Consider the following 23252-nt stretch of genomic DNA (forward strand, 5'->3'; position numbering starts at 1 on the left):
GCCTGTGGACAACTGTGGCGGGGCTGTTGCAGGCGCGGGGTGTGCTCGTGCAAGCGTCCTGCGTAAGCTGACGGCTCAGCGGACGATCGCAATCATCTCCGCGACGGGAGCCACGGGGGTTGGCCCTGGGGCAAGTTGAGAGGGAGGACGCCACATGGCCGGCGGCAAAGACGCGGATATCACATATGACGAGATGGAGAAGGCGGCCGGGAAGCTGACGGACGCCAAGGACAAGATCGACGAGAAGCTGGACGCGCTGGAGCGCTACATCCAGGGTCTCGTCAAGGACGGCTACACCACCCGCAAGGGTTCGCAGGCGTTCGAGGACTCCTTCACCGAGTTCAAGAAGGGCGCCAAGGACACCATTGAGGGCCTGACCGGCATGGCCAAGTTCCTGACGAACGCCGCCAAGGCGTACCAGGACCTGGACGACGAGCTGGCCAAGGGCGTCAAGGGCTGACCCTCCGGGGGCACTTGGGACACCCCGGTGCGACGGGCACGCCACGACGGCGACCCGTCGCACCGGGCTGTCCGACGGGGGCCGGCACCGGTCCTGGGCGGATCAGGTCCGGCCGGGCACGGCGACAGAGGCAGGCGCCGATGGGAAACGAAGGCGACCACACAAAACTCGACCTGGACGTGATCAAGGGCATGGGCACGGGTCTGAGCAACGTCAAGAAGGCGTTCGAAGACCTGGACAAGCTCGGCGGCAAATACGGGGACGACTTCGGCGACGGCGACCTCGCCGACAAGTTCGGTGACTTCGCGAGCAATTGGGAGATCAGCCGCGAGAAACTCACCGGCGAGATCGACACCCTCGCCCAGATCGCGAAGGCCGCTGCGGAGGCGTACGAGGACATCGACCATCAGTTGGCCGAGGCGATCCGAGGCGCGGACAGCCCGAAGAAGGGCGGCTAGCGGTGGCGGGCGGACGACCACGCGACTGGGACCCGGTCGCCGACGGCGATCCGATTCCCGGTGACCCGGAGCGGATGAAGTCTCTGGGCAGGACGCTGCGCAAGACCGCCGACGAGCTGGAACGACAGATCCGTAACCTCAAGGCGGTCGCCGACGTCGACGCCTGGGACAACAAGTCCGGCAAGGAGTTCCGCGAAAAGGCCAAGGGCAACGTCAAGAAGCTCGAAGCGGCCTTCAAGCGGTACGACACGGCGGCCGACGCCATCGGTACGGATGTCACGGAGGTCGGCGGCAGCTACCAGGACAAGCTGCACGCGAGCCCCCAGAACTACGCGTCCGATCTGCACCGGGCCCAGGAGATCGCGGACGCCGCGCTCAAGGAGGCCCAGGAGGCGGACCAGCGCAAGGGTGCCGCGCAGAAGACCCTCGACGGTCTGTCCGACAAGAAGGGCGGCCAGGGCTCCGGCGACGACAAAGGCGCCGACGCGAAGCAGCGGAAGACGGAGCTGGAGGCCAAGCGGGACGCGGCCGGTGACGAGATCTCGGCGGCCCGCGAGAAGATCAACGAGGCCCGGCGGATCCGGGACAACGCGGCCAAGCGCGCGCGGGAGTCCATCGACGCGGTCATCAACCACGACTCGTTGAAGGACGGCTTCTGGGACTCCGTCGTCGCGGACATCGCCGAGTGGACTTCGATCATCGCCACCTGGTGCGGAATCCTCTCCTTGGTGGTCGGCTGGATCCCGGTGATCGGCCAGGCACTGGCAGGAGTACTGGGCGCCATCGCCATGATCGCGACCTTGGTCAACACCTTGGCCACGCTGGTGCAGGTGCTCCAGGGAAACGCCGACTGGACCGACCTGGGAATGGCCGCCCTCGGCTTCCTGATGATGGGCGTGGGCAAGGCGTTCTCGAAGGTGGCGGGACGCTTCGCCAAGACGGCGCTCGGCCGGCTCGGTAAGGCAGGGACGGCGTCGACCACCAAGCAGGCGGGGCGGGCGCAGAAGAAGATCAACAAGATGGCCGGCAATGCCTTCAAAGTCGAGAAGTCACGTCCGTGGGGCTCGTTGAAGGAGTCGGTCGCGGGGAAGATGAAGTCCTTCAAGCTGGAACCTGGGGAAGGATGGAAATCCCTGAAGGAGCCCTTCGTCGAACCTTTCTCTCGTGCCTGGAAAGACAATCTGAGCGTTCTCAAGCCCGGCAGTGGAAACTACAGTGCGGCGTGGTCGAAGATGACGATCCGGGGTGACGGAAATATAGCTCTCGGGGTGGGGCGTTCCCTCTCCTTCGCTGATCCCGGCATCGCCTCGCATCTGAAGGACATCAAGTACGCGGCCCACGGGTTGTCGGACTCTCAGGCTGTCAACAGGATCTCAAGGATGGCGACCGGCGTCTCACTGGTCGGCTCAGGTATCACTGCCGCTGGTCTCTCCCTGGACAGTAACCTGAACCCCTTGCTGAGTTGAGGAAAGTGATGAGCGCGATGGAGAGCGGTTTCCCTGTGGCCGACGACTACAAGTGTCGTTTCAGCTTTCAGGACGGATGGGTCGATCTGACCCTGGAAGGCCGCACGCGAGCCGAGGCCATGGGCCTCGCGGGTGCCGTGATGCGCCACTTCAACCCGGTCGAATTGTCGGTCGACAGCCGGAAACTATTCGACGATCTGGTCGACCGGGCGATGGACCTCAACGGCGACGAGCCGATCATGGCCGCCGCCTACTACACGCCCGGAGGAATCGCGCTGGCCGACCTCATGGTCGACTCCTACGGCGAGGACGGGGTGCCGAGGCCCTCGCCCGAAGAGGTCACGCCACTCCTTCTGGACTGGTCCAATGCGACCATTGCGGGTGAACCGGAAGTCACGAACTTCGATCACCCTGCGGGGCCCGCGGTTCGTGTGCACGCGATGGTGAGCACCAAGCGCCTACTCGGTTTCGGTCGTCAGCTCGGAGAATTCGTCAAGTACGCCGTTTTTCCACCAGGATTCACTTCACTTGTCGTGGTCACCGTGAGTTGGCAGCGTATCCATGAACATGATGACTTGACTCAGATCACGGACGATTTGGTAGCCGGCATGCAAGTCGTCCCGGTGGACGCCGACGGTAATGAAATCGAGCCGGGGTAGCGGGGCGGAGTTCTCATGAAGAAGGCCAGTGAATTCACGTCGCCTCCGAGTGACTACAACGTCGTCGTGCCGGACGGCTGGTTTCAGCTCGCGCTCGATCCGGCGGACCGGGACCGTGGCATCATCGCCCTCGCCGACCGGCAGTTCCAGGGTGTGGACAACGCTCCGCACCTGAAGAAGCAGTTCATGCGGGATCTGCAGAAAAAGGCCAAGGACGCCTTCAAGGTCGGTGGCACCGAGTTGTATCTGTCGACGCTGACGATCGGCCCGGTCCCGCTCGCGTCCTCGCTTCTGATCAGTCTCCCGGCACCGGACGAGTGGCCGGTGTGCGAGGACGCCGACGAATTCGCCGAGCACCTGGCCGGAATGACGCCTCCGCCCCGGGTCACGGACGGCGAGATCGGCGTCGTGGAACTCGAAGCGGCGGGCAGGGCGGTCCGTCAGCGTCGCAGAGAGGAAGCCGACCCCGCCGAGCAACTCGGCAACACGCTCCCCACCACGACGCTCACCTACTACGTGCCGATTCCCGTGACCACCCGGTGGCTGCTGCTCACCTTCTCCACGCCGATGGACCCGCTCGCGGACCGGATGGTGGAGTTGTTCGACGTCGTGGCGGGGACACTGCACTGGGACTGAGGGAACCATGAGGGTGGGGGCAGGCGTTGACTGAGGAAGACGCGCGTGGTGGGTTCCGGGGGCGGGACTGGCTCGCTCTCCTCGGCATCGTGCTCGGTGCCGTCGCCGGACTGCGCGTCGATGACGAGGGCCGAGCCGGGCGGGCACGGGCGGGGCTGAGCTGGGGACTTGCCCTCGCCGCGTTCCTGTTCGTACTGGGGTCGCTGCTCGGCAAGAACTGCCCGTCGTACCGGGAGGGTTGTGCGTACATTCCCGGGAACGGCACCGCGCTGTTCGCCCACGCCCTGACACTGGCCGTGGTCGGCGGGGGAGTGGTCCTGCTGAGGGGACGTCGGGCCCAGGCACGGGCGGTGGCCGAGCGGGAGCGGCTGTGGGGGCTCCGCAAGAAGGGTAAGGGCAAGAGTCGCGCGGCCAGAAGCCGGTAGCAGATGGCGGGTTCCGTTAGCCGGTGCCGGTAGCTCGGAGCCGTCCGCCCGTGGTCGTCTCGTAACAGCCTTTCCACAGTCCCGTATCCGTCCCACAGTACGGCTTGTCCGGTCATGTACCTGCCGTGCCATCATCGGTGAGTACGTCAACAACCGGCACCGGCCTCCTTGACCACGTCGACGACCAACCCTTGGGGAAGACAACGATGCTGACCACGCGACGTCGGGCCGTGACGGTTGCGACCGGGCTGTTCACCGCGGCGGCGCTGACGCTGACGGCGTGCGGCGGCGGCGATTCCGGCGGCGGTTCGGGGAACGACAAGATCGAGGGGGCGGAGACCGGCGGGAAGTCGTCCCCGTCGCCGTCCGCGTCGGCGACACCGGAGAAGGACGCGCCCACCTTCGACCTGCCGTCGGACCTCACGGTCGACGTCACGGCCAAGCCGACGCAGGACGCGGCCAAGGACGCGCTCATCCGGGACGTCGGCTATGCGGTACGGGCGCTCAACGAAGGTTTCGCCAAGGGCGACGGCAAGACGGCCAACATGAACCGGTACTTCGCGATGCCCGCCCTGTCCTACTGGGGCGAGCAGATCGACCGGCTCAAGAAGGACGGGCTCACGGCGACGGGCACGTACGCGTACTACGACTTCGAGGTGACCGACCTCCAGAAGAAGTCCGCGGCCGTCCGCTACTGCGAGGACCAGCGCGAAGGGTTCGACAAGGAGATCAAGAGCGGCAAGATCCACCGGACCGAACCCGGCAAGGACGACTTCATCGAGAACCGCCTGGAGGCCGTGCAAGGCCCCAAGGGCGACTGGCAAGTGCGTTCGGTGAGCTGGAAGAAGGGGGTCGAGGCATGCGTACGGGGATGAGGACACGGGAGACGGGGCACCGCCGGGCGGCGGTGGGCATCGGGGCCGCCGTGTGCCTGAGCGTGGTGCTGGGCGGCGCGGTACCCGCGTACGCCGGCAGCGAGCGCAACGAGGGCGACAGCGGATCGACACAGCCCCCGAACCGGGGCGGCGAGTCCGGCGACGGCACCATCGGGGCGCACATCAACCTGAACCGGCACGCCCCGGGCGGTGGGACCAAGACCACGCCGGTGCGGCCGATCAACCCCAACTGGAAGCCGCCGGTGTGCTGGTACGAGCCCGAGTACACGCCCGAGGAGTACGAGAAGTTCATCAAGGACGCGTACAACGGCGCCCAGGAACCCGCCGCGAGCTACGCCAAGAAGCGGGACGGCGAGAAGTACCACAAGGGTGACGACGGTCTGTGGTGGAAGGTCGCCTTCCGGAACGACACGTACCAGGAGGCGTGCCCGATCAGCACGGACAACTGGGAGATCTGGGTTCCGCCCGCCGACCCGCAGCCGGACCCGAACAAGATCACCCCGGAGAAGCTGTCCGAACTCGCCTACAACGCCACCGAACTCCCGGCCCCGCCGGTGAGGTTGAAGCCCGGAGCGGACCGCCTGGTCGTCAACCTCGGTACCCGCGTGGCCTTCGAGGGCGACTTCGACCGTGTCTGGACGACCGCCAGCATCAACTACAAGGGCGTCCAGATGGCGGCGACCACCGTCGCGACACCCGTGGCGCTCAAGGTGGAGGCCGGCACGGACGACGCCGACCCGCAGACCTGCACCTACGACCTCACCAAGGGCAAGGGCGGCTACCAGGTCAACAGCGAGGACGCCGGCTGCAATGTCACCTACCGGCGTTCGTCGGGCAGCGGCACGTACCCCTTCAAGGCGTCCATCACCTGGAAGGTGACCTGGACCGACTCGGCGAACCCGGACGGGCCCGCGCAGCAGCCGGGCCTGCCGGACGGGCTGTCGACGTACGAGCAGGACGTCGCCGTGAAGGAGATCCAGTCGGTCAACCGCTGACGAGGCCGAGGGCGCGGCGGATGCGCGGGACGAGTTCGTCGTCGGCCAACGGGGAGCCGCCGCCGATCGCGGCCCACACGCTGTGGTCCGCCGGGACGTCGAAGTACGGGACCGTGCGCCCGTCGGGGCCCTCGTCGGTGAGGACATCGGGGGCGCGGCGGGCGCGCAGCGCGGCGTGACACGGCGGGCAGACCGCCGTGCCGGAGCTTCGGTGCCGGGCGCGGCCGTGCAGGGGGTTGAAGTAGCAGAGCGGGTACGGGAGTTCGGCCCCCGCGCCCGGCCCGAGGGCGTCGCGGCCCGCTGCCGCCAGGACGAGTACTCCCGCGAGGTCGGCGGTGCCCCGGGCGCCGTGCAGCGCGATGAGGGCGGCCTCGTGGGCGTGCTGGGCCTGGACCGGGCCCGCCTTGACCAGATGTCCCAGGGCATCGACCTCGGCCTCGGCGCGGAACCGGAGTTCATCGGAGCCGGTATTGGTGCCGGTGCCGCTGTCGTCGGAGGGGGCCACCGAGAAGAGTTGGCCGCGCTGAGGAAAACGATGTCGGCGTACGGCGTAGAAGGCGCAGCCGGCGATGAGGGCGGCGGCGAGGGTGACCGGTGCCCAGGGGATACCGGGTTCGTCGTCCCGCGACAGCTCGGCGGTCGCCTGCTCGTAGACGGAGTCGCCGTCGCCCCGGGCGACCAGCTCCACGGCCTTGGCGACGCGGTCGGCGAGCCCGGCGTTCCTCGTGTCGCCGAGCAGGGCGACGGCGCTGACCGCGTGCTGCGCCTGGTACTTGCCGTCGGGCCACTCCCTGCCACCGAGCCAGTCGTCGTCGCCGACAGTGATCACGACGAGTTCGCCGCTGATGCGGTCGTGCAGCACCCGGGCGAGGACGCCCGGGTCCCCGCCGAAGACGTCGCCTTCGGCGAGCGGCACGAGGGCCACCTTGATCGGGAGGTGCGTCGTCCGGATCTGCGCGACAAGCCGTGTCCGCCGAGCGTCCGGAACGGCCTCCGCATACGCGGGATCCACATACACGGGCGACACCCGCAACGCGTCGGCTATCTTCTGCCCGACACTGAGCGACCCCCCGGGATTGGGCCGCCGCCCTGCTTCCGCAAAGGCGGTCCCGCCAAGGAAAACGCCCAGAGCGGCTACGCACACGAAAAGGCGAATCCCACCCCGAACCACACCGAACCGACCACTGGGCACGGGGGCTACTCCCTTGAGGGAAAGGCGAGTTGAAACTCCCTCGCATACGGATCGAGAAGGCGTGAGGACTGTACCGGCCCGAGTCCCCTCACCCGGAACGCCCCCGACCCACCCGGGCTCCGTCCCTCATCGGGGGTCCGGATTCAGCCAGATACTCCGCGGGCAGTGCAGACCGTCCCCCATGCGTTTCGACATGCGTCCCGAGTGGAACGGTACGACGCCGGGTGGGCGGACAGGGTTCTTCTCCCGCGCCTGAACGAGGGTGAGGAGGTCCTCTTGCCTGTCCTCACCCTCGGACGCGGGGGTCACCGCCGAGCAGGATCCGTTCGACGACCTGGTCAGCGGTTGATGGACTGGATTTCCTGGACCGTGATGGCTTGTTCCGTGCCGAAAGTGCCGGCGGGGAGGGTCTGGGGCTCCGGGTTGCCTGTGCCTGTCCAGCGGATTTTCCAGGTGACCGTGGCCTTCAACTGGTAGGCGTCGGTGCCTGATGACCTCAGGTAGGTGAGGCCGCACGGGGGTGTCTTGCCCGCGTTGCCCTTCTGGTACGGGGTGCCGATGCTGCCGTCCGCGCCGAACTTGCATTCTCCCGAGCCGGGGTGCAGTTTCGCTTCGCTGGTGCCGGGTTCCAGTTTCAGTGAGTCGGGTGTCGCGGTGGTCGTGGCCTCGATGTTCAAGCCGTTGACCGCGAGCCTTGCGGTGACGGAGACCGGCTTGAATTTCGCCTTGTCGAGCCAGGCCCAGGTCGGGAGATTCACCTTGGTGACGTTTTCCGGGGCCAACGTCACTTCTGTGTCCGGGAGTTCGATCTCGTTGTAGGCGAGGGCGGCGAGGATTGCGGGGGTCACCGCGTTCTCGACATTGGGCGGGTCGCCGTTCTCGACCCAGAACGGTAGCTTGCTGCACGTGAATGCACCCGGGTCATCGAGACGGCTCTCGTCCTGCACCGACACCCAGAAGTTGCCCTCGTCCGCCTTGTCGAGGTTGTAGTTCTTGTACTCCCCGTCCTTGTACATCTCCCGGAACTGTCCGACCGCCGTCTTCGCATAGCTGTGCTGACCCGGGTAGTTCACGGTGGTTTTGTAGAAGCCCTCGACGTACTTCTGGAACTCGGCGGCCGAGCGGGGTTCGTACCAGCAGGCGGGCGGGGTCCAGTTCCCCAACGGGGTGACGGGACCGGCATTCTTTCCACCCGTTCCCCGGGTGGAGCCGGAGAAGACGATCTCCGAGCGCAGCGTGCCGGCTTTCTCTTCACCGGTCACTTTGGTTTTGCCGTCCGAACCTCCCCTGCCTCGGTCGGCGTTAGCAGTTCCCGGCAGTGCTACACAGAGAGCCGTGATCGCAGTCACGGTCAACCATCGGTGTCGCCCGGTCACGGAGTGCACTTCTTGTTCCCCCGTTCGGAAATGAGCTTTGTGGTCTGCCAGATGCCCTGGTCGTTCTTCTCCAGGCGCGTGTTGTACAGGACGTAGGAGTCGTTCGAGGGCGTGGTCTTCTCGACCTTTCCGGTCTTGAGATCCTTGTTGTACGCCTTGCTTTCGTCGATGCAGAACACAAGGCCCGCGGCCTTCTTGTCGAACATCTGGAGGTTGGGTGAGTAGTACCGGACAGTCCCCGTGTAGGAGATGTTGTCCTTGACGAAGGACTGGACCCATTCCTGGCCGCTGACCAAGGCGTCGCCCTGACGGTAGAAAGCCATGGCAGGTTCCTCGGGATTGCCCTTGATGATCGCGTAGTTGGTGGCGGTCTGAGCGCGACCCGCGTCAGCCAGCACCGCGTCCTTCGTGGCGTCCCCCGTCTTCCACCCCTCGAAGACGTCCTTGACGTCCTTCGGCAGCGCAATGTCCGGTCGCCCAGCCGTGTCCGGAGTCGCTGTCGGGGACGGGGACTTCTTTGCGTCGCTGGATTCTGCTCCTGCGATTTTGTCCTGGTCCTTGGGGGTTTCGTCGCCCCCGCATGCCGTCAGCAGCAAGGCTGCGGTCGCGGTGAGCGCGGCGGCGGCGGGCAGGGTACGGCGTTTCACGGTCGACTCCCGGTGGGGCGAGGGCGTGGTCAAGGAGTCACGACGTTAACCGTGGGCCTTGCGGTTTCGCCACCGTGAACTTCGCCATGACGAAGCCGGGCCGAACCGGCGCCGAGATCGGCGCCCGATCGACCCCGCCGCCCCCACCCCTTGCGCACCCTTGCGAAAATTGAACCCTCGGCCCAACGATCACCACCACCCACCACTCGCCCATTACCACCCACCGAAACGGGGAACCCACCACCATGGCCCGCTACATGGAAACCCTCACCGTCGAGCGCGGCGGATTCCGGATCAAGGTGCCCGAGTCCTGGTGGGAGTTCGACGTGCGGCCCGAGTCGCGGGACGACTCGATCCGGACCATGGTCAATGAACGGGTGCGACAGCACCCGGAGTTGGCTCCGTACCGGGACGTCTACACCGGTTTTCTCCAGAAGTCCGCCCGGGAGGCATGGCAGTCCGGCGCCCTCTACTGCGGCTGCATGGCGGAGAGTTTCGGTGGTGACACCCCGATCACGGGGTCCATCACCGTTTCCCTCGTCGGCGGACGCAAGCAGTCCGGTGAGCCCCTGTCCACCGACCCGCAGGCCATCGCCGGGCAACTCGCCGTGCGGGAGGCCAAGCGTGAGGGGGACGCCTGGCGGAAGGTGACGACCGTCGACATCCCGGGTGTCGGCGCCGCCGCCCGTACGTACGGCATCGAGGACATCCCGATCCCCAACGACACCCGGACCGTTCGCGCCGTGCTGATGCAGACCTTCATCCCGGTGCCCGGCCAGGAGGGCAAGGTCGCGCTCGTCTCGGGGAGCAGCCAGGTACTCGACCTCGCCGAGTCCTTCTTCGACGTGTTCGACGCCATCACCTCCACCTTCCGGTTCGTGGAATAGGTCCATGTGGCGATCCCGTGGTGAATGTGGAGCCACCGCAAAGAAGTTGAGTTCGCGAGCGCACATTTCCGCGTTCCGTCCACGGTCCGCCGGGGCCGCTTCGTACCCCCGTCCAGGGCCCGTCCAACGACCCTCCCCACCCCGGGAACCGGACGTACCTGATTGCGCGTGAGTAACGATGCGGGGCACGGCCTCGGCGACGCGCGAAGCGCCTTGAGGGGCTTATGTGCTGCTGATACGGTGCGATGACTTGACAGTCGTCCTGGGGCCGGATTAACGACCCCAGACATCTGAAGTGTGTCAATTGACCGAATTCTTCTTGGGTGTACGGGGAGCAGTTGCGTGAAGATCCAAGAGCGTGCGGGGGCGGGCAGTCACCGCTCTCCCGCACCGGTTCAGCCTCCGGTCGGTGAGCGTCTTCCCTCGCCGCCTCGCGAGCGCAAACCGGCACTGGCCGCTCTGGCCGTACTGCTCATCCTGGTGGGCGCGTTGGGTGCCACCGTTCTCGTCCTGCGGGCCGGCGACCGTATCGAGGTCGTCAAGGTCACCGCGGACATCGAGGCCGGCGAACTCGTCACCAAGGACAAGGTGACCTCCGTGATGGTCGCCGACGACGGCGACGTCAACTACATCAAGTGGACCCAGGTGAACGCCCTGGTCAAGCTGCACGCCAAGTCGAAGGTCTTCAAGGGCACCGTCGTCATCGGTGACATGTTCAGCGAGAAGAACGAGCTGCCCGACGGCAAGTCCAATGTGGGTCTCTCCCTCAAGGAGGGCCAGTACCCGAACGGCCTGAAGCCCGGTGACATCGTCGCCGCCTACCAGGTCGGCGACAGCAGCAGCGGCGACAGCAAGGACGGCGCCTCCGGCTCCACCGGGACGAGCGGCACCCCCCTCGTCGCCAACGCCCTCGTCGCCTCCGTCAAGGTCACCAGCGACGGCACCATCAGCAGCACCAACCTGCCGGTCACCGTCACCGTGGACTCCGCCGACGTGGCCGCCCTCGCACGGGCCGCGGCCGCCGGTGACGTCGCCGTCGTCCGCGTACCGTCCAGCGGCTCCGCCGGCTAGGCGCGCGGCAGAGATGGCCCTCATCGCTCTGGCCGCCGACAAGGGATCCCCCGGGGTCACCACCGCGGCCGTCGCGCTCGCCGCCGTCTGGCCGCGGCGGGCACTGCTCGCCGAGACCGACCCGGCGGGCGGCGACCTCGTGTACCGCAGCGCCGCAGCGCACGGCGGTCAGCTCAACCCGAACACCGGGATGCTGTCCATCGCCGCGACCGCGCGCCGCGGCCTCGTACCCGACCAACTCTGGGACCACGTACAGCCGTTGAGCGGCGGGCTCGAAGTGCTCGTCGGGCTCGGCATCGCCGAACAGGCCGCCGGGCTCGCCGGGTTGTGGCCCACGCTGGGCCGCGCCTTCTCGCAGCTCGCCGACTCACCGCACGCGCCCGCAGACGTCATCGCCGACTGCGGCCGGATCAGCGGCGAGACCCCGGCCGCCGAACTGTTCCCGCACGCCGCGCTCGTCCTGCTGATCTCCCGTACCGAACCCGAGGCCATCGCCCGGGTACGGGACCGGGCGGCGGCGCTCAACGCCAAGCTGCACGGCGGCACCCGGGGCGCCGCGTCCCTCGGCACCCCGCTCATCGGCGTCATCCTCATCGCCGACCCCGGCGAGTCCGCGAAGGTCGTCCACCAGGTCAACGACATGCTCGTCGCCGCCCAGACCGGCGCCCGCGTGGTCGGCACCCTGGCCGACGACCCGGCGGGCGCCGAGCAGTTGGCGGGCCGCAGGCGCGGCCGGCTCGACAAGTCGCTGCTCATCCGCTCGGCCCGCAAGGTCACCGTGGACCTCTACCAGCAGTTCGGCGCCGCGTGGGCCGTCCCCGCGGGCGGACCCGCCGCAGGGGCCGGTCGATGAGTGCCGTCGACCACCAGCTGGTCAAGCGGTTCCGGCAGGAGGCCGGCGACCGTATCGCCGAACAGCGCCGCGTCGACCAGGTCTCCGGCGTCACGCCGATGTCCAACGAGGACGAACGCCAGTACGCGCGCGCGGTGATAGCCCAGATCCTGGAGGAGTACGCCCGTACGGAGATCAACGCCGGGCGTACGCCGCTGGACGCGGAGACCGAGGAGCAGTACGCGGCGGCCGTGCACGCCGCGCTGTTCGGCGTCGGACGGCTCCAGCCGCTCCTGGACGACCCCGAGGTCGAGAACATCGACATCAACGGCTACGACCAGGTCTTCGTCGGATACGCCAACGGCCAGGAGGTGACGGGCGAGCCGGTCGCCGAGAGCGACGAGGAACTGATCGAGCTGATCCAGATCCTCGGCGCCTACTCCGGTCTGTCCTCACGGCCGTTCGACTCCGCGAACCCGCAACTCGACCTGCGGCTGCCCGACGGATCGCGTCTGTCGGCGGTCATGGACGTCACCCGGCGGCCCGCGCTGTCCATCCGGCGCGCCCGGATGGGCAAGGTGTTCATGGCCGACCTGGTCGGCAACGGCACCATCACACCCGAGGTCGCGCACTTCCTCGCCTGCGCCGTACGGGCCCGTAAGAACATCATGATCGCGGGCGCCACCAACGCCGGTAAGACGACACTGCTGCGCGCGCTCGCCAACGAGATCCCGCCGCACGAGCGGCTCATCACCGTCGAACGCGCCCTGGAACTCGGCCTCGACACCTTCGCGGACCTGCACCCCAACGTCGTGGCGTTCGAGGAGCGGCTGCCCAACTCCGAGGGCCAGGGCACCATTTCGATGGCCGAGCTGGTGCGCAGGTCGCTGCGTATGAACCCGTCGCGGGTCATCGTCGGTGAGGTGCTCGGCGACGAGATCGTCACCATGCTCAACGCGATGTCGCAGGGCAACGACGGCTCGCTGTCCACGATCCACGCCAACAGCTCCAGCGAGGTGTTCAACCGCATCTCGACCTACGCGCTCCAGGCGAATGAGCGGCTGCCCATCGAGGCCAGCCAGATGCTCGTCGCGGGCGCCGTCAACTTCGTCGTGTTCATCCAGCGGCGCAACAACTTCGAGAGCGGCGGCAGGCTGCAACGCATGGTGACCTCGGTCCGTGAAGTCAACGGCGTCGACGGACGCGTCCTGTCCAGCGAGGTGTTCGCCGAGACGTCGGACGGCCGGATCGTGCCGCACGCGCCGATCTCCTGCCTCGACGACCTCGCCGTCTACGGCTACCGGCCGACCGGAAGCTGGGGGTGAGTACCGACATGACCTCCCTCGCCGCACTGGGCTCGCTCGGCTCCATGGGTGGCCTGTTCTCGACGTCCGTCCTGTACGGGCTCGGCTGCGGAGTCGCCGTCGGAGGCGGCCTCGCACTGCTCGTGGTCGCCGTGCGCGGACTGCCCGCCAAGCCCGAGCACGAGAAGCAGAAGGCGAGCGAACGCGCCAACGAACTGATCCGGTTCGCGGGACAGCGCGGCTCCCTCGCGGTCGGCGTCGGACTCGCCGTCCTGCTGCTCACCCGATGGGCCGTCGCCGGTATCGCCTCCGGTGTCCTCGTCTTCTTCTGGGACAAGCTGTTCGGCGGCGCGTCCGAGGAGAAGTCCGCGATGAAGCGCGTCGAGGCCCTCGCCTCCTGGACCGAGTCGCTGCGCGACACCATCGCCGGGGCCGTCGGCCTGGAGCAGGCCATCCCCGCGTCCGCACGGGCCTCCGCTCCCGTCCTGCGCCCCCATCTGGACTCGCTGGTCGACCGGTTGCGCTCCCGCACCCCGCTGCCCGACGCGCTCCAGCAGCTCGCCGACGAGATCGACGACGCGTCCGCCGACATCATCGTCGCCGCGCTCATCCTCAACGCCCGGCTGCGCGGCCCCGGTCTGCGCCAGGTCCTGGGCGCGCTCGCCAAGTCGGCGCGCGAAGAGGTCGACATGCGGCAGCGGGTCATGGCCCAGCGCGCCTCGACCCGGCGCTCCGTACAGATCGTCGTCGCCGTCTCGATCGCCTTCGTGCTCGGCCTGTCGATCTTCAACCGTGACTTCGTGGAGCCCTACGGCACCGCGGTGGGACAGCTCGTACTCGTCTGTGTCTGCGGCCTGTTCGCACTCGGCTTCTGGTGGCTGCGGAAGCTGTCCACCATCGAGACGCCCGAACGGTTCCTGGTGCACGACGAGTCGGCGGTCAAGTTCGTCCGGCCCCGCTCGCCGCACGCGGCGGGGGGCCCGCAGGGTCCGCCGTCCGGTACCGCCGGGTCTTCCGAGAGCGAGGGGGCGGTACGCCGATGAACCTGACCCTGCCGATCGTCATCGGCGCCGTCCTTGGCCTGGGCATCTTCGCCCTGGTCCGCGCCCTGATGCCGACGAAGCGCAGCGCGGTCGCCACGGTGGCCCGTATCGACGCGATGCGGGCGCGCGGAGCGGCGTACGAGTCGTCGCACCGCACGGCCGAGAAGGACTCCGGGCGACTGGCCGGCGTACGCGCCCGGGTGGGCGACCGGGTCGCCGACTTCTACCTCCAGCAGGGCTGGGAGCAGCGGTCGCTCCGCGCCGACCTCGCGGTCCTGGACCGGAGTTGGGAACGCTTCCTGGCGACGAAGGTGCTGCTCGCGGCGGCCGGCCTGTTCTTCGGGCCGTTCCTGTTCGCGGTGGTGTGGACGCTCGGCTTCGGCAGCAGCCCGGTCATCCCGGTGTGGCTGGCCCTCGCCTTCGCGCTCCTCTTCTTCTTCCTGCCCGACCTTGAGGTACGGCGCGACGCGGCCGACAAGCGCCGCGACCTGCGACGGGTCATCGGCGCCTATCTGGACCTGGTGTCGATGAGCCTGGCCGGCGGGCGCGGTCTGCCCGAGGCGCTGATGGCGGCGGCCGAGGTGTCCGACGGCTGGGCGACCCACCGGATCCGCAACGCGCTCGCCGACGCGCGGATCACCGGTATCAGCCAGTGGCAGGCGCTCGGTTCACTCGGTGAGGAACTCGGCGTCGAGGAACTCAAGGACCTCTCCGCGTCGTTGGCGCTGGTCGCGGACGACGGAGCGAAGGTGCGTGAGTCGCTGGCCTCGCGCGCGGAGACGATGCGGCATCGCGAACTCTCCGAGATCGAGGGCAGCGCGGGCGAGAAGTCCCAGTCGATGCTGGTGGCGCAACTCCTGCTGTGTGCCGGCTTCCTGGTCTTCCTGATCTTTCCGGCGGCGGTGCGCGTGTTCCAGGTGTGAGGCCGCGCAGCTGTTCCGGGGTAGGTGTACGGCAGCGGCACGCGGTCCCGGTCGGCCCGTGCGGTGCGACCTGCCCGATCCGATCCGATTGATGTGTGCCTCCATCCACCGTCTTCTTCTCCTTCTCCCGTCTACTTCCGCCTTCTTCTCGACTTCTTCCCGAAAGGACTGAGCAATGAACGGACGGCGCTTCAGCCACCCGACTGTGGACTTCCTGATCACTTTTCTCCAGGGCCGAGTGCGGCGGGCCCGCTCCGGCGAACTCGACCGCGGCGCGTCCGCCGTCGAGTGGGTCATCATCTCGGCGGTCGTCGTCGCGATCGTCGGCGTGGTCGCCGCGATCATCAACGCCGCGCTGAGCGACGGCGCCAACAAGGTCGGCGACTGCATCAAGGGCGCCAACCAGAGCGGTACTTGCTGAGACCGGAGGCGAAAGGGACCGTGGTGCGGCGCGTGCGGACGTGGGTACGCCGCCGGGTGGAGGCAGCCTCCACCCGCGGCGAATCCGGCATGACCGCGATCGAGTTCGTGCTGCTCACGCCTGTCCTCTTCTTCATGATCTTCGCGACGGTGCAGTTCGGTCTGTACTTCTTCGCCGACCATGTGGCGCAGGCGGCGGCCCAGGCGGGCGCCCGCAAGGCGCGGGCCACGGCGGACGAGAACCCCGGCGCGTGGCGCGGCCAGGCGCGGGACGTGGTCGACAGCTACATCCAGCAGCTCGGACCGCAGTTGGTCCTCTCGCCCCGGGTGACGACGCTCCAGCCGGAGCCGAACACGGTCGGCGTGGAGATCACGGCACGGGTGCCCACGGTGTTCCCCGGCCTGGATCTGACGGTGCACGCGCAGTCGTCGGGGCCGGTGGAGCGGTTCGTGGAAGAGGGGGGTGGGTGATGCCGGGGCGTACACATGCCTGGCTCCGGGACCGGCTGACGGCCCTGGCGAGGAGGAGAGCGGACCGGGGGATCTCGACCGTCGAGGTGGTGATCCTCGCCCCGGTGATGATCATGTTCATTCTGGTCCTGGTCGCGTTCGGGCAACTCGTGGACGGGCGCGGCGCGATCGACGGCGCGGCCCGGGACGCGGCGCGGGCGGGATCGATCCAGAAGGACTACGCGACGGCCATGTCGGAGGCGAAGAAGGCGGCCGAGGCCGATCTCGCGGACGTCTGCTCGGGCCCGGTGAAGGTCAGCCAGACCAGTGCCGGTTTCGAGCCGGACACCCTCTTCACCGTCGAAGTCAGCTGTGAGGTAAGGGGCCTGGCGATGCTGGGCCTGGACATTCCGACGACGCTGAGCGCGAGCTTCAGCTCACCGCTGGACCCGTACCGGAGGTCGGCGTGAGCGGCGGCACCGGCTTCGGATCGTGGCTCGCGGCGCGCAAGGACCGTCTGGACGACCGGGGTTCGGGCGCCGGCGCGGTCATCATCTTCGCGCTGGTCTTCCTCTCCCTGTCGGCGTTCGTGATCGACGGCGGCCTGTCCATCTCCAAGCGGGAACGCGCCGCCGACATCGCCGAGCAGGCCGCACGGTACGCGGCGCAGGACGTCGACACCGAGGGCCTGTACGAGGGTGCCCAGGGCGCGCCGATCAACTACCAGAACTGCGGGGCACGCGTGAAGGCGTTCGCCGCGGAGATGGGGATGAACGGCGCGGACATCGCGGCGAGCCACTGCGTCGCGGCCAACGCCCAGCAGGTGGAGGTGGAGATCCAGCTCACCTACGACCCGGTGTTCACGGGGGTGTTCTACGGCGGCTCGGTCGTGGTGCGGGGCCGCTCGATCGCGGAGAACCAGGTCGGCTGAGCCCCGGGGCGTTCCCGGGGCCGTCCGTCACCGTCCGTCACAAGTACGCGGCCGGAGGCGCCCGTTACTTCTCCTCCGTCTTCACGCCCTCCGAGACGTCCTTGGCGAGTTGGTCGTCGAGTTTCTTGAACTCGCGGACCACGGCGTCGGACATCTCGGCGAGCGCGGTGAGTTGCTGCGAGATGTCCTCGCGGCCGTCCTCCCAGCCGGACTCGAAGTCGTCCAACGCGTCATACACGCCCTTGTCCCCGATGTCGTCCTCATAGGACTGGAAGAGCTTCTTGGTGCCGTTCAACCGCGTCTTGATCGACCGGAGCCGTCCCCCGTAGTCCTCCAAGTCGCTGAGCGGCAGCGCGAGATCCGGCTTTCCCATGTCAGGTCCCCCTCCTGGCGTCGACGGGCGGTCAGCCCCTTCAAGAAGGGTACGACCAGGCACCGACAGCGGGCAGAGGGCAACGGGCAGAGGGACGGGTGAGGGAACCGAGCCGGAGCCCATCGGCGTGGTTGAGGATGAATGGTGAAAGGGGGGCCGGGAATGCGGACCGGGAATCCGGAGCAAGCTGGCAAAAGGGGCTTTGTCGCAGGTCGGTGGGGTGTCTGGCCTTCGACACCGTCCGTACCATCTCAGTAGTCTCGGCCCGAAGGTCTCGCCGTACCCCCGCACCCGTACCGCCGCACCCCGTACCCCATATACGTCTCGCCCCCCAGAGGACACCAGGAACCCGCCATGGCGCGCAGCAGTTCAAGCTCGACGGGATCGAACAGCCGGCGAACTCCGCAGCCGTTGCCCCGGCAGCGGTCGGCCGGGGACTTCGTGAAGGCGTTCTTCGCGCTCGTCGCGCTGCTCGTTCTGCTGGTCGCGGTGCCCGGTGCGCTCGCGACCCAGCTCGGATGGCCGCTGCCCACCGGCGCGCCGTCCATGGACTGGCTCCAGCAGGAGATCACGGTCGACACATTCCTGAATGTGCTCACCGTCGTCGTCTGGCTGGCGTGGGCGCAGTTCACGGCGTGTGTACTGGTCGAGGTGAAGGCGGCGGTCTCCGGCGTCGGGGTACCCGGCCGGGTACCCGGCGCGGGCCCCAGCCAGTTGCTCGCCCGGCAGCTCATCGCCGCGCTCCTCCTGGTGACCGCGACCGCCGCCAGTTTCGCGCCCGGCCTCGCCCAGCTCGGGCAGTCGCTCGAAGGCAATCAGAAGGCGCCGTCGGCCGCCGCGCAGCAGACGCCGGGCACCCTCTTCGGGCAGGAGCAGCAGTCCGCGGCCCAGACCGCGAGCGCCATCGCCGAGCAGGCGGCGAACGCCAACGCGCAGGCCGAGGCGGGCTCCAGTACGGCCAAGGACGGCGACACCAAGTACTACCGGATCCAGCCTCCCGAGGGCCGCCACCACGACTCGCTCTGGGAGATCGCCGAACGCCACCTCGGCGACGGCCGCCGCTACAAGGAGATCTACCAGCTCAACAAGGACCGCGAGCAGCCCGACGGTTCGCGCCTTTCAGAGGCCAGTCTGATCCGGCCCGGCTGGATCATGGAGATGCCCGCCGACGCCCACGGCGGCGACCTCGTGGAGATGCCCGACGAGGCGCCCAAGGTGTCCGAAGAGGTGCAGCGGCAGATCTCCGACTACTCCAAGTCCGGCGACCACCAGCAGGGCGCGGGCCGGCAGGGCGGCGGACAGCAGGGCGGTGGGTCCGGCAGCGGGTCCGTCGACCGCGACACCGCGCACATCTCCGTACCGCCGCAGCGCCCCGCGGAGCAGGGGCAGCAGGGCGACCAGCAGGCGCCCCCGCAGGCGACCCCGGCCGCCGAGAGCGACGGCTTCTCCTTCGGTCTGCCCGAGGCCCTGATCGGCGCCCCGCTGCTCGCGGCGGGCCTCCTGGGCGCCCTGGGGCGTCGGCGCCGGGCCGCGCTCTGGCAGTCCGCGATGGGCGCCATCGGTGGGCGGCGCGGCATGGAACCGCCGACGCCGACCGGTCCGGCGGCCGACGCGCAGGACGCGCTCCTCATCGGCGCCGACCCCGAGGGCGTACGCCTCCTCGACCTGTCGCTGCGCGGCCTCGCCGCCGCGCTCGGCGAGCAGTCACGGCCGCTGCCGACCGTGTACGCGGCCTGGCTCAGCAACGGCGACCTGCACCTCCAACTCGCCCAGCCCGCCGGGAAGCCGCCCACACCGTGGCAGCTCGGCCAGGACCAGACGTTCTGGATGCTGGCCCGCGCCGACGCCGAGCAGTACGAGGACGTCGACACCGCCGCGCCCTACCCGGGCCTGGTCAGCCTCGGAACCCTGGACGACTCACGGCTCCTGATGAACCTGGAGTCGGTGCCCGGCATCGTCTCGCTGAGCGGCACCGAACAGGACCGCGCCGCCGTCTTCGCCTCCGTCGCCGCCGAGTTGGCGACCAACGGCTGGTCGGACCGGATGACCATCACGCTGGTCGGTTTCGGCCAGGACCTCACCCCGCTGGCGCCCAACCGGCTGCGCCACCTGGACGACATCGAGGCCCTGATCGAGACGATGGAGGCCGAGACCCGGCAGCGGCGCGGCGCGCTCGGCGCCGCCGGACACGACTCGGTCCTCACCGGCCGTACGGGACCGGCGCAGCACACCCGCTGGGCCCCGCACCTGGTCCTCCTGGCCGCCGAGCCCGACGCCGACGACGCGATCAAGCTCGCCGAACTCGCCGCCGACGCCAGCCGCCTCGGCATCGGCTACCTCGTCGGCACCGAGAGCGGCGATCTGCCAGGCGCCGCCTGGCAGATGGAGATCACCACCGAGGGCAAGCTCCTCGCCCCGCTCCTCGGACTCGAACTCGACGCGCAGCGGCTGCCGATGGAGCAGCAGCGCGCCGTGGTCGACCTGTTCTCGGACGCCGACCCGGAGCCCTCGTCCGACAACGGCCCCGCCAACCGGCCGCCGTTCCTCGTCGACGTCAGCGAACAGGGCCGGCCCGCCGTGTACGCGCGCCTGGTCGGACCGTACGAGATCATCGGCCTGGAGACGCCCGACGGCGACCGCAGCCCGCTGATGCACGAGGCGCTGGCGCTGCTCCTGCTGCACAGGGAGGGCGTCCACCCCCGGGTGCTCTCCTCGGCGCTCTGGCCGCGCGGGGTCACCGAGGACGTACGAGACGCGCTGATCGAACGCCTGCGGACCTGGCTCGGTACGGACCCGGACGGCGCCGGGCGCCTCGGCACCGACGACACCGGACGGCTCACCCTCGCCAGGACCGTCGTGTCCGACCTGGACGTCCTGCGCTCGCTCTACCACGAGGCGACACAGGGGCGCGGGGCCGGTAGCCGACAGGTACGGGGACGGCTGCTCACGGACGCGCTCGTGCTGGTACGGGGACCGCTGCTCGCGGACCGGTCCGCCGGCCGGTACGGATGGCTCACGCACGAGATCATCGACGCCCAACTGCCGCTGCTCGTCGCGGACATCGGACTCGCGCTCTCCGCCTTCCACCTGGAGCGGGACCGTGCCGAAAAGGCGATCGAGGCCCTGACCGCGGCGCTCGGCTCCGCACCGGGCGACGAGCGCCTGTGGAACGAACTCCTGCGGGCGACACATGCGACGGGCGACGACGACAGGTTGAAGAGGGTGGCGGCGGATCTGGTGGCGAGGAGCGGCGCGAGGGGGGTCCCCCCGAGGACAGAGGCGTTGCTGGACGAACTCCTCCCGACCTGGCGCTCAGCCGTCACCGCAGTCAGCTGACGTCTTGTGGATCTCGACGCCTGGTTGATCGTCTGCTCGGCTCTGTGGGGCCTGTGCGCAGGGTTGCTCGTACCGAGGGCCGCGTACCGGCTCTCCGTGCCGCCCGAGGAGAACTGGCGTACCACCTGCCCGGAAGGGCACCCGCTGGGAAGCTGGCTGGGCCGCGCCCGCTGCCCCGAGGGCGACCGATACGGCCCCGGCACGACCCCGGTGGCGGTAGCCACCGCCCTGGTCACCGCAACCCTCGCGGCAGCGACCGGCACCCGCCCCGAACTCGCGGCCTGGCTCCTGCTCGCCCCCATCGGCATCCTCCTCGCCGTGGTCGACTTCTCCGTACAGCGCCTCCCCGACGTACTCACCCTCCCGCTCGCCGCCACCGCGCTCGCCCTCCTCGGCGCCGCCGCGCTGCTCCCCGAGCACGCCGGCACCTGGCTCACCGCCCTCTACGGCGCCCTCGCCCTCGGCGCCGGATACTTCGTCCTGTTCCTCATCAACCCGAACGGCATGGGCTTCGGCGACGTCAAGCTCGCCGTAGCGCTCGGCGCCGTACTCGGCTGGTACGGCTGGCCCGTCGTGCTGCTCGGCACCTTCGCCGGGTTCCTGTTCGGCGCGCTGTACGGAATGGGGCTCGTCGTGGTGCGGCGGGCGGGGCGCAAGACGTCGATGCCGTTCGGCCCGTTCCTGCTCGGCGGCGCCTTCGTGGGGCTCGTGCTCGGCGCGTACGGGGCCTGACCATGCCTGGCGTCGGGGACCGGGGGAGCCTGGCGTACGCTGGATCGGTCCGTCCACCCCCTTATGAAAGGGACGCCCGGTGACCGAGAAGGCCGACCTTCAGTCCGTCCTCGACCGTGCCGCCGCCGGTGGGCGGATCACCCCCGAAGAGGCCCTCGACCTCTACCGCGACGCCCCCCTGCACGCCTTGGGCGCGGCGGCCGACGCGGTACGCCGACGGCGGTACGCGGGGACCGAGCACATCGCCACGTACATCATCGAGCGGAACATCAACTACACGAACGTCTGCGTGACGGCGTGCAAGTTCTGCGCCTTCTACGCGGCCCCCAAGGACACCGCCAAGGGCTGGACCCGGGACCTCGACGACATCCTGCGCCGCTGCGCGGAGACCGTGGAACTCGGCGGGACGCAGATCATGTTCCAGGGCGGCCACCACCCGGACTACGGCGTCGAGTACTACGAGAAGCACTTCGCGGCGATCAAGAAGGACTTCCCGGACCTCGTCATCCACTCACTCGGCGCGTCCGAGGTCGAGCACATGGCCCGGATCTCCAAGGTCTCCGTCGAGGAGGCCATCACCCGGATCCACGCCGCCGGACTCGACTCCTTCGCGGGCGCCGGTGCCGAACTGCTGCCCGAGCGCCCCCGCAAGGCCATCGCCCCGCTCAAGGAGTCTGGCGAACGCTGGCTGGAGATCATGGAGACCGCGCACGGACTCGGTGTCGAGTCCACGTCCACGATGCTCATGGGCACCGGCGAGACCAACGCCGAGCGCATCGAGCACCTGCGGATGATCCGTGACGTACAGGACCGGACGGGTGGCTTCCGCGCCTTCATCCCGTACACGTACCAGCCCGAGAACAACCACCTCAAGGGCCGCACCCAGGCGACGCTGTTCGAGTACCTGCGGATGATCGCCATCGCGCGGCTCTTCTTCGACAACGTCGCCCACATCCAGGGCTCCTGGCTCACCACCGGCAAGGAGGTCGGCCAGCTCTCGCTGCACTACGGCGCGGACGACCTGGGGTCGATCATGCTGGAGGAGAACGTCGTCTCGTCGGCCGGCGCCAAGCACCGTTCGAACCGGATGGAGATCATCGACCTCATCCGCAAGGCGGGGCGCGTACCGGCGCAGCGGGCCACGACGTACGAGCACCTCGTCGTGCACGACGACCCGGCGAACGATCCCGTGGACGACCGGGTGCAGTCCCACATCTCGTCCACCGCCATCGCGGGCGGCACCGCGCATCCCGAGCTGAAGCTGCTCGCCTCCAACTGACCGCGCCGTGCTGACGATTCACACCGCCGACTCCGTGCGGGTCGCCTGGGACGCGGAGCCCCTGGACGGGGGCGCCGTGGCCCTGCGGGGCGACCGGGTCGCCGGGATCGGGACGCTCGCGGCGCTGCGGGAGCGGTTTCCCGGGGCGCGGGTACGGGAGTGGGGCGGGGTGCTGGGCCCCGGCCGGGTGCACACCGGGGTACTGCCGGACGCGCCGACGCCTCGGGAGCGGGTGCATCTGCTGTTTCGGGCGGGGGTGGTGGCCGTTCGGGGGGATCGCGTCGAGTCCGGGGCCGTCAGGGTCGCCGTCGAGCGGGGCGGGTTGCTGGTGCTCGGCTCCCTGGACCCGGTGCCGGTTCTCTCCGAGGGTGGGCGGGCTGATCTTGCCGTTCTCGATGGGGGCGGGGTATGCGTGGCCACCGTCTGCGCGGGGCGACTGGTGCACCGGCTCCGTTAGGGCA

At 68.9% G+C, this 23252-nt stretch carries 26 protein-coding genes; 22 read left to right on the top strand and 4 right to left on the bottom strand.

Annotated features, from left to right (window positions below; all coding sequences use genetic code 11):
- The first annotated feature begins 154 nt into the window (after positions 1–154).
- The 8 genes from ACFVT5_RS00410 (at position 155) to ACFVT5_RS00445 (ending at position 5995) form a co-directional block, all read left to right on the top strand.
- Positions 155–460 (top strand): WXG100 family type VII secretion target, encoded by a 306-nt coding sequence (locus ACFVT5_RS00410; RefSeq protein WP_389879868.1) that lies wholly within the window; start codon positions 155–157, stop codon positions 458–460.
- Positions 461–600: 140 nt separating this feature from the next.
- Entirely contained in the window at positions 601–918 is a 318-nt protein-coding gene (locus tag ACFVT5_RS00415; protein ID WP_389879870.1) for a hypothetical protein, read from the top strand.
- Positions 919–920: 2 nt separating this feature from the next.
- Complete coding sequence (locus tag ACFVT5_RS00420; protein ID WP_389879872.1) at positions 921–2384, top strand: putative T7SS-secreted protein; 1464 nt, start codon at positions 921–923, stop codon at positions 2382–2384.
- An 8-nt stretch (positions 2385–2392) separates the two neighbouring features.
- On the top strand, positions 2393–3043 hold the full coding sequence (locus tag ACFVT5_RS00425) for a hypothetical protein (RefSeq protein ID WP_389879875.1): 651 nt from the start codon (positions 2393–2395) through the stop codon (positions 3041–3043).
- A gap of 15 nt (positions 3044–3058) precedes the next feature.
- Entirely contained in the window at positions 3059–3679 is a 621-nt protein-coding gene (locus ACFVT5_RS00430; RefSeq protein WP_389879877.1) for a hypothetical protein, read from the top strand.
- 26 nt (positions 3680–3705) lie between these two features.
- Positions 3706–4104, top strand: coding sequence for a hypothetical protein (locus ACFVT5_RS00435; protein ID WP_389879879.1), 399 nt, complete (start codon positions 3706–3708; stop codon positions 4102–4104).
- A gap of 206 nt (positions 4105–4310) precedes the next feature.
- Complete coding sequence (locus ACFVT5_RS00440; protein WP_389879880.1) at positions 4311–4979, top strand: hypothetical protein; 669 nt, start codon at positions 4311–4313, stop codon at positions 4977–4979.
- Entirely contained in the window at positions 4964–5995 is a 1032-nt protein-coding gene (locus ACFVT5_RS00445; protein WP_389879882.1) for a hypothetical protein, read from the top strand. Before ACFVT5_RS00440 ends, ACFVT5_RS00445 begins: the two co-directional genes overlap by 16 nt.
- Here ACFVT5_RS00445 and ACFVT5_RS00450 read toward each other — a convergent pair.
- From ACFVT5_RS00450 to ACFVT5_RS00460, 3 genes are all read right to left on the bottom strand, one after another.
- Positions 5985–7013 (bottom strand): hypothetical protein, encoded by a 1029-nt coding sequence (locus ACFVT5_RS00450; protein WP_389879884.1) that lies wholly within the window; start codon positions 7011–7013, stop codon positions 5985–5987. The genes ACFVT5_RS00445 and ACFVT5_RS00450 overlap by 11 nt on opposite strands.
- A 512-nt stretch (positions 7014–7525) precedes the next feature.
- Complete coding sequence (locus ACFVT5_RS00455; RefSeq protein WP_389879886.1) at positions 7526–8536, bottom strand: hypothetical protein; 1011 nt, start codon at positions 8534–8536, stop codon at positions 7526–7528.
- A 23-nt stretch (positions 8537–8559) separates the two neighbouring features.
- On the bottom strand, positions 8560–9210 hold the full coding sequence (locus ACFVT5_RS00460; RefSeq protein WP_389879888.1) for a hypothetical protein: 651 nt from the start codon (positions 9208–9210) through the stop codon (positions 8560–8562).
- Between the two features lie 245 nt (positions 9211–9455).
- Here ACFVT5_RS00460 and ACFVT5_RS00465 point away from each other — a divergent pair, with 245 nt between their 5' ends.
- From ACFVT5_RS00465 to ACFVT5_RS00510, 10 genes are all read left to right on the top strand, one after another.
- The gene (locus ACFVT5_RS00465; RefSeq protein WP_389879890.1) at positions 9456–10097 is read left to right on the top strand and encodes a hypothetical protein; all 642 of its coding nucleotides are present in this window, start codon (positions 9456–9458) and stop codon (positions 10095–10097) included.
- 342 nt (positions 10098–10439) lie between these two features.
- The gene (locus tag ACFVT5_RS00470; protein WP_389879892.1) at positions 10440–11168 is read left to right on the top strand and encodes a hypothetical protein; all 729 of its coding nucleotides are present in this window, start codon (positions 10440–10442) and stop codon (positions 11166–11168) included.
- Positions 11169–11181: 13 nt separating this feature from the next.
- Positions 11182–12021 carry a hypothetical protein gene (locus tag ACFVT5_RS00475; protein WP_389879894.1) on the top strand — a complete coding sequence of 280 codons (840 nt, stop codon included), beginning with the start codon at positions 11182–11184 and terminating at the stop codon, positions 12019–12021.
- Positions 12018–13325: a CpaF family protein gene (locus ACFVT5_RS00480; RefSeq protein WP_389879895.1), complete on the top strand. Its 1308-nt coding sequence runs from the start codon at positions 12018–12020 to the stop codon at positions 13323–13325. The genes ACFVT5_RS00475 and ACFVT5_RS00480 overlap by 4 nt, the downstream gene beginning before the upstream one ends.
- Before the next feature lie 44 nt (positions 13326–13369).
- Positions 13370–14347: a type II secretion system F family protein gene (locus ACFVT5_RS00485; RefSeq protein WP_389880938.1), complete on the top strand. Its 978-nt coding sequence runs from the start codon at positions 13370–13372 to the stop codon at positions 14345–14347.
- Positions 14344–15270, top strand: a complete 927-nt coding sequence (locus ACFVT5_RS00490) for a type II secretion system F family protein (protein ID WP_389879897.1) — start codon at positions 14344–14346, stop codon at positions 15268–15270. The genes ACFVT5_RS00485 and ACFVT5_RS00490 overlap by 4 nt, the downstream gene beginning before the upstream one ends.
- Before the next feature lie 175 nt (positions 15271–15445).
- Positions 15446–15691, top strand: coding sequence for a hypothetical protein (locus ACFVT5_RS00495; protein WP_389879899.1), 246 nt, complete (start codon positions 15446–15448; stop codon positions 15689–15691).
- Positions 15692–15780: 89 nt separating this feature from the next.
- A complete protein-coding gene (locus tag ACFVT5_RS00500; protein WP_389880941.1) occupies positions 15781–16161 on the top strand; it encodes a TadE family protein in 381 nt (126 codons plus the stop codon).
- Positions 16161–16610 (top strand): TadE/TadG family type IV pilus assembly protein, encoded by a 450-nt coding sequence (locus tag ACFVT5_RS00505; RefSeq protein ID WP_389879901.1) that lies wholly within the window; start codon positions 16161–16163, stop codon positions 16608–16610. Before ACFVT5_RS00500 ends, ACFVT5_RS00505 begins: the two co-directional genes overlap by 1 nt.
- A complete protein-coding gene (locus ACFVT5_RS00510) occupies positions 16607–17071 on the top strand; it encodes a pilus assembly protein TadG-related protein (RefSeq protein WP_389879902.1) in 465 nt (154 codons plus the stop codon). Before ACFVT5_RS00505 ends, ACFVT5_RS00510 begins: the two co-directional genes overlap by 4 nt.
- Before the next feature lie 64 nt (positions 17072–17135).
- Here the strand turns inward: ACFVT5_RS00510 and ACFVT5_RS00515 are convergent, their stop codons facing one another.
- Positions 17136–17444 carry a hypothetical protein gene (locus ACFVT5_RS00515; RefSeq protein WP_389879904.1) on the bottom strand — a complete coding sequence of 103 codons (309 nt, stop codon included), beginning with the start codon at positions 17442–17444 and terminating at the stop codon, positions 17136–17138.
- A 354-nt stretch (positions 17445–17798) separates the two neighbouring features.
- Between ACFVT5_RS00515 and ACFVT5_RS00520 the strand changes: the two genes are divergently transcribed.
- The 4 genes from ACFVT5_RS00520 (at position 17799) to ACFVT5_RS00535 (ending at position 23248) form a co-directional block, all read left to right on the top strand.
- On the top strand, positions 17799–20780 hold the full coding sequence (locus tag ACFVT5_RS00520) for a BTAD domain-containing putative transcriptional regulator (protein ID WP_389879906.1): 2982 nt from the start codon (positions 17799–17801) through the stop codon (positions 20778–20780).
- Between the two features lie 6 nt (positions 20781–20786).
- Positions 20787–21512, top strand: coding sequence for a prepilin peptidase (locus tag ACFVT5_RS00525; protein ID WP_389879908.1), 726 nt, complete (start codon positions 20787–20789; stop codon positions 21510–21512).
- Positions 21513–21591: 79 nt separating this feature from the next.
- Positions 21592–22791 (top strand): cyclic dehypoxanthinyl futalosine synthase, encoded by a 1200-nt coding sequence (gene mqnC / locus ACFVT5_RS00530; protein WP_389879910.1) that lies wholly within the window; start codon positions 21592–21594, stop codon positions 22789–22791.
- Positions 22792–22798: 7 nt separating this feature from the next.
- The gene (locus tag ACFVT5_RS00535; protein ID WP_389879912.1) at positions 22799–23248 is read left to right on the top strand and encodes a hypothetical protein; all 450 of its coding nucleotides are present in this window, start codon (positions 22799–22801) and stop codon (positions 23246–23248) included.
- Positions 23249–23252: the final 4 nt, after the last annotated feature.

The sequence above is a fragment of the Streptomyces sp. NPDC058001 genome (genome assembly GCF_042886315.1).
In the GTDB taxonomy this organism is placed as follows: Bacteria; Actinomycetota; Actinomycetes; order Streptomycetales; family Streptomycetaceae; genus Streptomyces.

Excerpts from the sequence above, each read along its gene's own strand:
- ACFVT5_RS00465 (WP_389879890.1), top strand. The coding sequence starts at position 9,456 with ATGGCCCGCTACATGGAAACCCTCACCGTCGAGCGCGGCGGATTCCGG.
- ACFVT5_RS00425 (WP_389879875.1), top strand. The coding sequence starts at position 2,393 with ATGAGCGCGATGGAGAGCGGTTTCCCTGTGGCCGACGACTACAAGTGT.
- ACFVT5_RS00410 (WP_389879868.1), top strand. The coding sequence starts at position 155 with ATGGCCGGCGGCAAAGACGCGGATATCACATATGACGAGATGGAGAAG.
- ACFVT5_RS00520 (WP_389879906.1), top strand. The coding sequence starts at position 17,799 with ATGGCGCGCAGCAGTTCAAGCTCGACGGGATCGAACAGCCGGCGAACT.
- ACFVT5_RS00480 (WP_389879895.1), top strand. The coding sequence starts at position 12,018 with ATGAGTGCCGTCGACCACCAGCTGGTCAAGCGGTTCCGGCAGGAGGCC.
- ACFVT5_RS00445 (WP_389879882.1), top strand. The coding sequence starts at position 4,964 with ATGCGTACGGGGATGAGGACACGGGAGACGGGGCACCGCCGGGCGGCG.
- ACFVT5_RS00515 (WP_389879904.1), bottom strand. The coding sequence starts at position 17,444 with ATGGGAAAGCCGGATCTCGCGCTGCCGCTCAGCGACTTGGAGGACTAC.
- ACFVT5_RS00500 (WP_389880941.1), top strand. The coding sequence starts at position 15,781 with ATGACCGCGATCGAGTTCGTGCTGCTCACGCCTGTCCTCTTCTTCATG.
- ACFVT5_RS00485 (WP_389880938.1), top strand. The coding sequence starts at position 13,370 with ATGGGTGGCCTGTTCTCGACGTCCGTCCTGTACGGGCTCGGCTGCGGA.
- ACFVT5_RS00415 (WP_389879870.1), top strand. The coding sequence starts at position 601 with ATGGGAAACGAAGGCGACCACACAAAACTCGACCTGGACGTGATCAAG.
- ACFVT5_RS00495 (WP_389879899.1), top strand. The coding sequence starts at position 15,446 with ATGAACGGACGGCGCTTCAGCCACCCGACTGTGGACTTCCTGATCACT.
- ACFVT5_RS00505 (WP_389879901.1), top strand. The coding sequence starts at position 16,161 with ATGCCGGGGCGTACACATGCCTGGCTCCGGGACCGGCTGACGGCCCTG.
- ACFVT5_RS00430 (WP_389879877.1), top strand. The coding sequence starts at position 3,059 with ATGAAGAAGGCCAGTGAATTCACGTCGCCTCCGAGTGACTACAACGTC.
- ACFVT5_RS00475 (WP_389879894.1), top strand. The coding sequence starts at position 11,182 with ATGGCCCTCATCGCTCTGGCCGCCGACAAGGGATCCCCCGGGGTCACC.
- ACFVT5_RS00440 (WP_389879880.1), top strand. The coding sequence starts at position 4,311 with ATGCTGACCACGCGACGTCGGGCCGTGACGGTTGCGACCGGGCTGTTC.
- ACFVT5_RS00490 (WP_389879897.1), top strand. The coding sequence starts at position 14,344 with ATGAACCTGACCCTGCCGATCGTCATCGGCGCCGTCCTTGGCCTGGGC.